This window comes from Flavobacterium sp. ALJ2 (genome assembly GCF_015594725.1).
Classification (GTDB): domain Bacteria; phylum Bacteroidota; class Bacteroidia; order Flavobacteriales; family Flavobacteriaceae; genus Flavobacterium.
In genome coordinates this window covers 156,387-167,487 of record NZ_JADNRC010000007.1, presented here as the reverse complement: position 1 = coordinate 167,487, position 11,101 = coordinate 156,387, and the positions used below count along the sequence as shown (strand labels likewise).

Below are 11,101 nucleotides of genomic sequence, written 5' to 3'. Positions count from 1 at the left end.
AAATCAAAAATCTAGGAGCTTTTTTATTGTTCTCTCAACTGGGTTTAAACCCACAGTCTTCAGAATAAAAAACCATCTAACTTATAACATACGGGATATGATAAACGAAAATACAAATCCTAAACCAAACCAAAGCAGTCTAGCTACCCTATTATCTCTAACAATTTCTTCTCTTTCTTCTCTTTCGTTGATATTCGTTTTCACAATAATTGGTATTTTCATTAGGGCGCAAAAATACATTTAACTTATGGATTCAAAAAAAACAATAAGCCATTTAAATAGCACGATAAGCTCAATTTTAATCTATTATTTTTATGTTGAAAACCGCTCATTCATCTAGACATTTCCTAAAATCTGAGATATTTATTCTTAGTTTGATTAAGTCACTTTGACAAGATTTCAATCTAAAACACTAAGAGTCATGAATCTAACAATTCAACTATATAAAAGCAGGAAATCACTTTTTGCTAGCAACTTCTTTGTAATAATTGAAATGATGATAAAAATAGCATCTTATAAATCAAATAATTAGCAATCCAGAATATATTTCAAAAACACATCCCATGCCATGTATTAAATAAAATTCTGCTAAACTTGAGTTATTTTATTGTATTCGTCTAAAGCTTTACTAGGGTCAGAAGTAGCGTATTCATTCTCTGGTTCTGGAATTACGTGAATTTTAGAATCACTTAATGATACTATCGCAGAACATACATAAAGACCTATTTTTCCATCACTATATTTAAAATCTAATAATGTTAATTTTACAATCTCATTGATAGAAAGCTCATAATAATTTCCATAACGAATAATTTTAAAATTAATTTGTTTGTTATCTACAATTTCAAATTGATTTGTCTGAATATTTTCAAAAACAAAATTATTCTTTACATCCTTTTCATTAAATCCCCACGCTCTAAATTGAACAAAACCATTTACAAAATCAATTGAAATGTAATAAGCAGTTCCCTCTTTATCACACTCAATAACAAAACCTGTTTTCCCCATTCCTTCGACTGCCAATGTCCCTTCCCAAACAAAGTTATTTGCGGGTTTATCAAAACAAAAAACCTCATACCCACTCCTACATCCAAAACGCCATTTACTTTCATTTTCCAAATCAAAATTTGCCGAAGGATTTCCTAAAATCGGCACTGGAATTGGTAAGTTTTTTTGAAGAATTGTTCTTTGATAAAGTGTTTTCCAATGATGATAGGTCTTTAATAAAAGTCTACCATTAGTATCAACATCTAATTGTTTTGGTGGAGGAATTACACGAAGTGTATTGACATTCCCTCCAACAAAATAAAAATTATAAATTAAAAAATAATCACCATCTTTTACAATCCTTGCAGCATAATTACCTTGTGGCATTAGTACATTATTATGAAAAGCATGGTATTCTCCTTTAAAATCAGGAGAAAACCAATAGCGAACTTTAATATCTTCGCGGATAGAACCTAATAAATAATGCATTCCTTTTATTTCTACTACACAAGGACATTCAATATCATCATACACATAAGCAACATGCAGTGGTTTTTGAAGAACAAAACCATTTGAATCCCTTTTGGCTACACCAATACATCCCCTTCTATAAGTAGGCCCTACTGCACTTCGAGCACAAATCATTAAATAATCTTCTCCCTCAAATTGGTATTTATAAGGATCTCTAAAACTAAGCCATTGGCGGGGATTATTATCTGAGCTTTCATAATAGGGTGCTTTACTTTTTAAAGGCAAACCATATAGATTTTCTTTCGTCCAATGAATTAAATCGGGAGAAACTGCTCTTCCAATTTTTTGCATAACTCCTTTATCTTTCCGTTTTAGACCTGTATAGTACATCTCATAGCCTTCGCCATCAGAATTTTTACTAACGTGCATCGTCCATAACATATCATCATCCCACTCCCCTGGATCTCCAACAAACAAAGCGTTTTTTACTCTTTTCCAAGAAAGACCATCTTTAGATACTGCATGCGCAATATAATCGTGATTTGGAATTATCAAATGAAATAAATGATGTGTTCCGTTTTCATCTATAAATACATCTACATCGCCTATTTCCCAACTACTAAACCCTGAACCTGAATACATATTATTTAATTATTTTATAGTGTTTTAATCCTTCTAAAACTCCCGAAGATGCTGAGCCTTTGGCTACATAAATACTTTTAGTTGTTTCATATTTGGCCAGTTCTGAACTTCGATTTCCTACGATAATTCCTTTAATAGAACCTCTAAACATATCAACATCATTTCCTGAATCACCTGCTGCAATTACATTCGATAAAGGAATAGCCCATTTACGGCATAAAAATTTAACTGCATTTCCTTTTGATGCTCTTTTGGGAATAAAATCAATAAACTCTCCGTGACTTGGAATAATATTTACTTTATACCATCCTGAGCCTAAGACCGTGATTAATTGTTCATAGTCGTATTTTTCTTTATCATAATAATAAGAGATTTTATATGAATTTTGAGCTTCTTTTTCCTGCAATCTCAGCCAAGGAACTCCTTTCAAACGATTTACAATTTCTTCTCTTTTCCAGCGACCTGCCAAAAAGGTAGCCCACCCTTTATCTAGAATATAATCTTTCCCGTTTGTATAATAAATTTCGGTCCCTACAGAGCAAATAACAAAGTCTGGTAAAGGAAATTGTTCTTCATCTATGACTTTTTTAACCAATGTCAAATTCCTTCCAGATGCCAAAGCAAAAGCCATTTTTTCTGTACGATTTATCAAATGCTCTTTCAATTCTTTTAATCCCGGATTATTCAACTTTGGTTCAATTAGAGTTCCATCGATATCTGAAACAAATAAATGCTCTACCTTTCTTTTTAATCGCTCAATATTAATATTAGGGTAATGCTGTTTTTTTAAGCCTGAACCTGATGATAATGATAAGTTTTCATTAACCAATTCAACATATTGATTAACATGGTTTAACCAACTATAATGTTTTTGAATATTAATTGCACCATTATTGGAGTAATATTTCCATTGACTTTCGTTGGTCAAAATAGTATGCAATGCTTTTTTAATTTCATTTTCATTCAGAGGATCTACTAATTCTCCATTCTGACAAGTAGGAATAATTTCAGATGGACCACCATTTTTAGTAACTACAACTGGCAGGCCAGAACTTGCTGATTCGATAACTGTTAATCCAAAATTTTCATGCAAAGCCAAATTCACAAAGACACCTCTTTTTTCTGCGGCATAACGATAAATAATCGAAACCTCATTTTCGACATCATGCTTCTTAGGAATTGCCATTTTTCCATACAAATCATACTTGTCCATTAATAACAATAAATCTGTTAGAACATTTTTTTCAGATTCGGGCATTTTCGAAATATCTTTTCGAATCCCTGCAAAAATAACCAAATTGGCTATACTTTGCAGCTCCTTATCTTTCCCGTAAACCTCTATAAGAGTATGCAGGTTTTTATGGCGATCGGGTCGTGAAAGAGCCAGTATAATAGGTTTACGTGGGTTTATTAAAAACTTAGAAATGGTTTCAGATACCCAATATTTTCTTTGCTCTTCTTCCATTTGTCTATCAGAATCTTGTTCTTGATGATAATAAGGAACAAATTTACTAGTATCGATTCCTGGTGAAATTGCATGATACTTCGCTAATTCAAAATTTTCATAAGGCTTATAAGTCTCTATTTCTTGTTCTGTAGAGGTAACAATAAATTCAGATAATTCCAAAGTCTTTTCCTCAGCAGCAATCCTCTCTTTAAACTTAAATTTCTTTTCAAGTTCATCTTCGCTCATACCACTTTCAAGTAACTTTTCCTTTTTATAAAAACCCAGAGAATGTCCTGTATGGGCAAAGGGAATATTTAAAATTATCGATAATTCACTAGCGACATATCCTGCATCTCCATAATGAGAATGAATCCAATTGGGAAAAATATCATGAAGTTTGATATGCTGTACAATTCCATCTACAAAAGTATCTAAACCTTCCCATAATTGTTCTTTTGCTTTATATTTTCTCCCTAAAAAAGGAATTCGTCTGATGTCCAACTTTTTATTAATTATTTCAATTGGCACTGCATATTCTGGAGAAAGATTCTTATCATCAATTAACCTTGTAAATAAATGAACATGTTCAACACCTTCATGCTGTGACAAAAACTCAGCAAGTTCATAAACATACTTAGTTTGTCCTCCATTATCAGCATCTCTACCAATTTCTAGTCCTGATCCTTTTAAAAGCCCATGGATATTTATTAATGAAATTCGTAATTTAGCCATCTCCTTTTTTATTGATTAGATTTTTAAGGTACGAAAATTAGAGCGGTTCACCCCTAATTCTAGACAAAACAACCAGACTATTAACACTTTATGATTAAATTAGTAAGATTTATAACCAATGCAGAACTTCAATTACACAGAAATAATAGCATAGATATACTTGAATACGGAGCTTAAAATTATGACCGTTTTTATATAAAGTGCAATCTTGAGTCATTTATAAATACCTGTAGAATTATAATTTTTAATCCTATTGTAGTAACAGATATTCTAGTTTGGATTGATTTTTTTCTAAATAAAAACAAATAACATTTATTATTTGTTACCGCTCAAAGAGGTGGGAGTATGGTGGGAATAAGAAACCATTTACAAATAACAAACGCCTTATAAATAAGGCGTTTAGAATTAAAAATAAGATGAAATGTGTGAACGCAGAAGGATTCGAACCTTCGACCGCCTGCTTAGAAGGCAGGTGCTCTATCCAACTGAGCTATGCGTCCGGCCTTTACACAAAAAAGCCACTCGATGAGTGGCTTTTTGTGACCACGGTAGGGTTCGAACCTACAACCCTCAGAGTCGAAATCTGATATTCTATCCAGTTGAACTACGCAGTCATTTTAATTATAGTATCCCTCTTTTAAATTGCCAATAGAATTTAAAAAGAGAAATGCTAGGATCTATTTTTTATACTAATAATTTCTTTACAATTGCTGAGATTGTTTTTCCTTCAGCAGTTCCACCTAATTGTGCAGAAGCTAATCCCATAACTTTACCCATTGATGCAATTCCTGAAGCTCCAGTTTCTGCAATAATCTTTGCGATTACAGCTTCTATTTCTTCTTCACTTAATTGTGCTGGTAAGAATTTTTCAATTACAGCAACTTGTGCTAATTCTGGCTCAGCCAAATCAGGACGGTTTTGTTCTGTAAAAATTCTAGCACTTTCTTTACGAGTTTTAACTAGTCTTTGAAGTAATTTAATCTCATCATCTTCCGTTAATTCTTCTTTTGTTCCAGAAGCCGTAGCTGCCAATAACATTTCTGATTTGATAGCTCTTAAAGCTTCTAATGCTACTGTATCTTTAGCTCTCATGGCGTTTTTAATTTCGTCCATGATTATTGTTTGTAAACTCATTTTATTTTTATTTTTTAAATAAGCGATGCTTATCAGATTTTTAAAACTTGATTTTTAACTTCAAAATTAAGATGTGATTCAACTAATTTTAATTCTGTGCGAAGATAAAAAAAATAACCCGAAAATTAAATTCAATTTTCGGGTTACCTCATTTTGATTTTAGCGTATTAATCTACGTTGTCGTGTAAAAATGAATTATTAGAACGCAACTGTAAATCATTATTACTATCTGTTCCTACAGAGATTCTAGAATTTGTATTATTTTGCGAATTGTTTGAAAGATCAATACCTAATCGTTTATAGGCTGGTTCTTTTTCTAGCTCTTCTACTCTAGAAACGTTATTATGGAACTTATAATTAAATTCTTTTAATTTTTTTCTTCTTTCCTCAGCTCTCAAACGTAATGTTTCTTCAATCGTTAACTCCATCGGAGATACTTCCTCAGAAAAATTAGTTTCTGGCACTACCGCTCTTTGGTGAACCGTAATATTTAACTCTTCTGGAATAACTTCTTCAATCACTTTTTCAGCAGGTTTTGATGAAGTTAAATCATTTTCAAGTTCCATATATTCTTCTAGAGAATACCTAATAATTCCATTATCAGAAAGCTCTGTAACTGGCACGAATTGAACTGGCTGATTTACTTTAATATCACGCACATCATTTGTTAATTCAAACAATACTCTAGTATCTTCTACTACTGGCTCTTCTTTTACTTCTGGCTCTGCTCTAAAAAGAGGCAAATCAAAAGAGAAAGTAGTTTGTTCTTCTTTTTCTACGATTTTATGTTGAACAGCTCTTACAGGGGCAACTTCCGGAGCTGAAATTGTAAAATCAATATCTGTAATTGGAGAAACGATTTCAAAAGTCACATCTAAATTTTTAATAAATTCAGACATTACAACTAATTCATCTTCGTTAATCACTGGCGTTTGAACAATTGGCGCTACTGCTGTAGGTGCAGGTGTATCGTCAAGTAATTCAAAAACTATTTTTTCTTCAGCTTTTGGTGCTGATGGTGTTTCAGCATTTAGATCAAAAGAAGTAAGCGTTTTATTCGTTAAATTATGAACACTTCTTTGCTCATCTTCTAACGTATGTATAATTTTTTTAGGTTCAGTATTTACTATTTCATTTTGTTGTTCAACATCAAAACCTGTTGCAATAATTGTAACTGCAATAGCATCACCTAGGGTTTCGTCTTCACCAACCCCCATAATGATATTAGCATTAAAGCCAGCTTCTACTTGAATATGATCATTGATTTCACCTATTTCATCAAGTGTAATCTCATTAGAACCTGAAACGATAAGCAACAATACGTTTTTGGCTCCTGTAATTTTATTATCATTTAACAACGGAGAATCCAATGCTGAAATAATAGCATCTTTTGCTCTGTTTTCTCCAGATGCAGTAGACGACCCCATTATAGCAGTTCCGCTGTTTGACAATACCGTTTTGGCATCACGTAAATCGATATTTTGAGTATAGTGATGTGTAATTACTTCAGCAATACCTCTTGAGGCTGTTGCCAAAACTTCATCTGCTTTGGAAAACCCTGCTTTAAAACCAAGATTCCCGTATACTTCTCTTAATTTATTATTATTGATTACAATTAATGAATCAACTTGCTTACGTAACTTTTCGATACCCAAAAGTGCTTGCTCCTGACGTACTTTTCCTTCGAAAAGAAACGGAATAGTTACGATTCCAACCGTAAGAATCTCTCTTTCCTTAGATAATTGTGCAATTACTGGTGCAGCTCCTGTTCCGGTACCTCCACCCATTCCTGCAGTAATAAATACCATCTTGGTATTGCGATCCAACATCTTTTCGATCTCTGCAATACTTTCGATAGCCGACTGTTGTCCTACATCTGGGTTAGCACCTGCTCCCAAACCTTCTGTTAAATTAACTCCTAACTGAATTTTATTAGGCACAGAACTATTTTGTAGCGCTTGTGAATCGGTATTACAAACGATAAAATCTACTCCTTTAATTCCTTGTTTAAACATGTGGTTTATAGCATTACTACCCCCACCTCCTACGCCGATAACTTTTATTACATTTGATTGATTTTTTGGTAAATCAAATGAAATACTTCCAAATTCTGAGTTGCCCATCATATTTTTGGTTTTTTGATATTAAATATTAATTCTTGTCTTGTTTTGTAATCGCTTATTCAGCGTTATCTAAAAAATCTTTGATTTTATCGACATAGCGGTCAAAAAATGATCTCCTTATTTTTGTTTCGGTCGATTCTTCTTTAACTGCTTTCTTCACTTCTTCAACAGTTTCTGCATAAGATTCTTCAACCTCACGCTGTTGCTGCTGTACCGGGGCTCTATAAATTGGTGCCTTTGGCTGTTCTACAACATCCATTCTTACGGCGCTTTGAGTACTATTCTCAATACTATTCATTACTAAACCTACAGCGGTAGCATATAATGGGCTAGATATTTCTTCGTCTGAATTACCAGCCAAATGCTCATTAGGATATCCAATTCTGGTATCCATCCCAGTAATGTACTCTACTAATTGCTTAATATGTTTTAGTTGAGCTCCTCCTCCTGTAAGAACGATTCCTGCAATTAATTTTTTGCGAGGATCTTCATGCCCGTACGCTTTTACTTCTGTAAAAACCTGATCTACGATTTCGACTACACGTGCATGAATTATTTTTGATAAATTCTTTAAAGAGATTTCTTTTGGTTCTCTTCCTCTTAATCCCGGAATCGAAACAATTTCGTTGTCTTTATTTTCACCTGGCCATGCCGAACCAAATTTGATTTTCAATAGTTCAGCTTGTTTTTCAATAATCGAACAACCTTCTTTTATATCATCTGTAATTACATTTCCTCCAAAAGGAATTACAGCCGTATGACGAATGATTCCGTCTTTAAAAATTGCTAAATCTGTTGTACCACCTCCTATGTCAATAAGCGCTACTCCTGCTTCTTTTTCTTCTTGACTCAATACTGCATCTGCAGAAGCTAATGGTTCTAATGTTAAGCCTGACAATTCAATTCCTGAACTTTGGATACATCTTCCTACGTTTCTAATAGATGAAGCTTGCCCCACCACAACGTGAAAACTAGATTCCAATCTTCCACCGTACATTCCAATTGGTTCTTTAATCTCCGATTGTCCATCAATTTTAAATTCTTGTGGTAATACGTGAATTATTTCCTCACCTGGCAACATTGCAAGTTTATTAACCTGATCTATTAAAAGCTGAATATCATTTTCACCAATCACTTCTTCAGGATTGCTTCTGCTAATGTAATCTGTATGTTGTATACTGCGAATATGCTGTCCTGCTATACCTACAACTACGTCTTTAATCTTGTAACCCGAATTATTCTCCGCTTCATGTATCGCTTGCTGAATAGATTGGATTGTTTGAGTAATATTGTTCACAACACCTCTCGCAACACCTAAGCTTTTTGATTTTCCTATTCCTAGAATCTCAAGCTTGCCATATTCATTCTTCTTACCTATCATGGCAACAATTTTGGTTGTACCAATATCTAGACCTACTGCAATATTATCTTTTCCCATTATCTATTATTTTGTGCAAACTACTTGTTCCGTAAACCTAAGATCTATCTTTCTGTATTTATATAACGAACTATCTAAAACTGCTTTTTGAAAAAAGGCTTTATAATTATTAAATTTTCGCTCAACATTTATCATTCTGCCGAAATCTATCTCGTAATTAAAATTTCTATTCAGCATTTTTAAGCTACCATTAGACATAATTTCAATCGCAATGATGTTTTTTTTTAAAAAAGCATCGTCATAAATCATGCGGAATAATATCGCTAGTTCTCCGTTATTTTCTTTATTTAAATCCCCTGAAACAAGAGGGACTCTAGCTGTAAAATTATCAGACAAAGGCATTTTACCTCCCTCATAATCAATATAGAACGAATCGTTCCCGTTCATAATGCGGGCTATCGGCGTTTTTTGTTTTACTACTGCTTTTAGAACACCATCAATACTAACAAAAACATCCGATTTTTCAATCATCTCTTGCGTATTAAGGGCTTTCTCTATCTTATTCAAATCTAACCCTTCTTTTTTAATGCTAGAAGCATCTTTTTTATTTTCTATTAACAATTTATTAACCGCTTCTGGCTTGACAAAAATAGCGTTTTCACCTACAAAAATAACTGTAGATTTCTTTAGTTTTCGCTCTCCATTTCTATGTGAAGTAAACGAAAATAAAACGATAACTATCCCAAACATCAGGATTAATCGAATATTGGTCCAATTAATTAATTTCATTTAAAATATTTTTAATTGATGGCACTAATTCTCCTAAATCACCAGCCCCAATAGTTACAATTACACTTGCATTGCTTGCTTTAATTGAAGCTAGCAAATCATTTTTAGCAACTATTTTCCTGTTAGAATTACTCATTTTATCCATTAACCATTGCGATGTAATTCCTTCCATAGGCAATTCTCTTGCAGGATAAATGTCCAATAAAATTACTTCATCAAAAGCTGACAAACTTTTAGCAAAACCATCAGCAAAATCTCTAGTTCTGCTAAATAGATGCGGCTGAAAAACAGCTAATACTTTTTGCCCAGGATACAACTCTCTAACGGCTTGATTTACTGCATTTATTTCTGTTGGATGATGTGCATAATCATCTATATAAACCAATTTATCTGTTTTTATCTGATAAGAAAAACGCCTTCTTATTCCTTTAAATGACGCTAAAGCTTTCGCAATTGCATCAGTTGAAGTTCCGTATGTTTTTGCCATAGCAATTGCCATTAGCGCATTCATTAAATTATGTTTTCCTGGTAACCCAAAATGCAAATCTTTCATAATTTCCGATGGCGTTTGCACATCAAAAACATAACTACCATTTTCAATTCTAATATTAAATGCTTTAAATGGAGCCTCTTCATTTATAGCGCATTGAACTCCCTCCAGAGGTAGCTCTTTGGTTATAAAAAGATTGTTTTTATCCTCCACTTTTGAAGCAAATTCCACAAAAGATTCTTCTATCGCTTCGCTTGTTCCATAAATATCTAAATGATCTGCATCCATTGATGTGATGCAGGCAATATTTGGGTGCAAATGCAAGAACGAACGATCAAATTCATCTGCCTCAACAACAGTAACTGTTTTTCCGTTTCCTATTAAATTCGAATTATAATTCTCAACAATCCCACCTACAAAAGCAGTAACATCGGCTCCACTTTCGTAAAGAATATGTCCTAAAATACTAGATGTTGTTGTTTTACCATGTGTACCAGCTACAGCAAACGAAAAGGTATCTTTTGTAATAATTCCTAAAACCTCAGCTCTCTTCTTAACTACATAATTTCTTTCCAAAAAATAATTCCACTCCGAATGTGTAATCGGAACTGCTGGCGTGATTATAACCAATGTGTTCTCTACAAAATAATCATTCGAAATTAAATTAATATTATCTTCAAAATGAATATTAATTCCACTTTCGATTAGTTCATTTGTAAGCGTTGAAGGTGTTTTGTCGTAACCTGAAACCTGTTTTCCAATGTTCTTGAAATAACGAGCAAGGGCACTCATTCCGATACCTCCAATTCCTATAAAATAGACGTTCTGTATTTGGTTTAAATTCATTTCTTTTTACTTTAGGTTTTAGGCACTAAGCTTTAAACTCAGCTCTTCAACTTTATGACTTT

General features: G+C 33.0%; 8 protein-coding genes and 2 tRNA genes. All 10 read right to left on the bottom strand.

Translation table 11 applies throughout. From position 1 onward, the window contains the following. Positions 1 to 81: 81 nt before the first annotated feature. The 10 genes from IUY40_RS19615 to murC all read right to left on the bottom strand — a co-directional run bounded on the left by IUY40_RS19615 (position 82) and on the right by murC (position 11,039). A complete protein-coding gene (locus IUY40_RS19615; protein ID WP_255520467.1) occupies positions 82 to 204 on the bottom strand; it encodes a hypothetical protein in 123 nt (40 codons plus the stop codon). A 384-nt stretch (positions 205 to 588) separates the two neighbouring features. After that, on the bottom strand, positions 589 to 2,100 hold the full coding sequence (locus tag IUY40_RS10180) for a glycosyl hydrolase family 32 (protein ID WP_195736755.1): 1,512 nt from the start codon (positions 2,098 to 2,100) through the stop codon (positions 589 to 591). A gap of 1 nt (position 2,101) precedes the next feature. Further along, entirely contained in the window at positions 2,102 to 4,279 is a 2,178-nt protein-coding gene (locus tag IUY40_RS10175) for an HAD-IIB family hydrolase (RefSeq protein WP_229335495.1), read from the bottom strand. Positions 4,280 to 4,705: 426 nt separating this feature from the next. Next, positions 4,706 to 4,779: transfer RNA gene (locus tag IUY40_RS10170), tRNA-Arg, on the bottom strand. 40 nt (positions 4,780 to 4,819) lie between these two features. After that, positions 4,820 to 4,893, bottom strand: a tRNA-Arg gene (locus IUY40_RS10165). Between the two features lie 70 nt (positions 4,894 to 4,963). Further along, positions 4,964 to 5,413: a GatB/YqeY domain-containing protein gene (locus IUY40_RS10160; RefSeq protein ID WP_195736754.1), complete on the bottom strand. Its 450-nt coding sequence runs from the start codon at positions 5,411 to 5,413 to the stop codon at positions 4,964 to 4,966. A 167-nt stretch (positions 5,414 to 5,580) separates the two neighbouring features. Next, positions 5,581 to 7,539 (bottom strand): cell division protein FtsZ, encoded by a 1,959-nt coding sequence (ftsZ, locus tag IUY40_RS10155; RefSeq protein ID WP_195736753.1) that lies wholly within the window; start codon positions 7,537 to 7,539, stop codon positions 5,581 to 5,583. A gap of 52 nt (positions 7,540 to 7,591) precedes the next feature. Beyond that, on the bottom strand, positions 7,592 to 8,974 hold the full coding sequence (ftsA, locus tag IUY40_RS10150; RefSeq protein WP_195736752.1) for a cell division protein FtsA: 1,383 nt from the start codon (positions 8,972 to 8,974) through the stop codon (positions 7,592 to 7,594). Positions 8,975 to 8,980: 6 nt separating this feature from the next. After that, positions 8,981 to 9,703, bottom strand: coding sequence for a cell division protein FtsQ (locus IUY40_RS10145; RefSeq protein ID WP_195736751.1), 723 nt, complete (start codon positions 9,701 to 9,703; stop codon positions 8,981 to 8,983). Then, complete coding sequence (gene murC / locus IUY40_RS10140) at positions 9,690 to 11,039, bottom strand: UDP-N-acetylmuramate--L-alanine ligase (RefSeq protein WP_195736750.1); 1,350 nt, start codon at positions 11,037 to 11,039, stop codon at positions 9,690 to 9,692. Before murC ends, IUY40_RS10145 begins: the two co-directional genes overlap by 14 nt. Between the last annotated feature and the right edge of the window lie 62 nt (positions 11,040 to 11,101).

Bases quoted from the DNA above. Each gene is read 5' to 3' on its own strand.
- IUY40_RS10180 (WP_195736755.1), bottom strand. From the start codon at position 2,100: ATGTATTCAGGTTCAGGGTTTAGTAGTTGGGAAATAGGCGATGTAGAT.
- IUY40_RS10175 (WP_229335495.1), bottom strand. From the start codon at position 4,279: ATGGCTAAATTACGAATTTCATTAATAAATATCCATGGGCTTTTAAAA.
- IUY40_RS10160 (WP_195736754.1), bottom strand. From the start codon at position 5,413: ATGAGTTTACAAACAATAATCATGGACGAAATTAAAAACGCCATGAGA.
- ftsZ (WP_195736753.1), bottom strand. From the start codon at position 7,539: ATGATGGGCAACTCAGAATTTGGAAGTATTTCATTTGATTTACCAAAA.
- ftsA (WP_195736752.1), bottom strand. From the start codon at position 8,974: ATGGGAAAAGATAATATTGCAGTAGGTCTAGATATTGGTACAACCAAA.
- IUY40_RS10145 (WP_195736751.1), bottom strand. From the start codon at position 9,703: ATGAAATTAATTAATTGGACCAATATTCGATTAATCCTGATGTTTGGG.
- murC (WP_195736750.1), bottom strand. From the start codon at position 11,039: ATGAATTTAAACCAAATACAGAACGTCTATTTTATAGGAATTGGAGGT.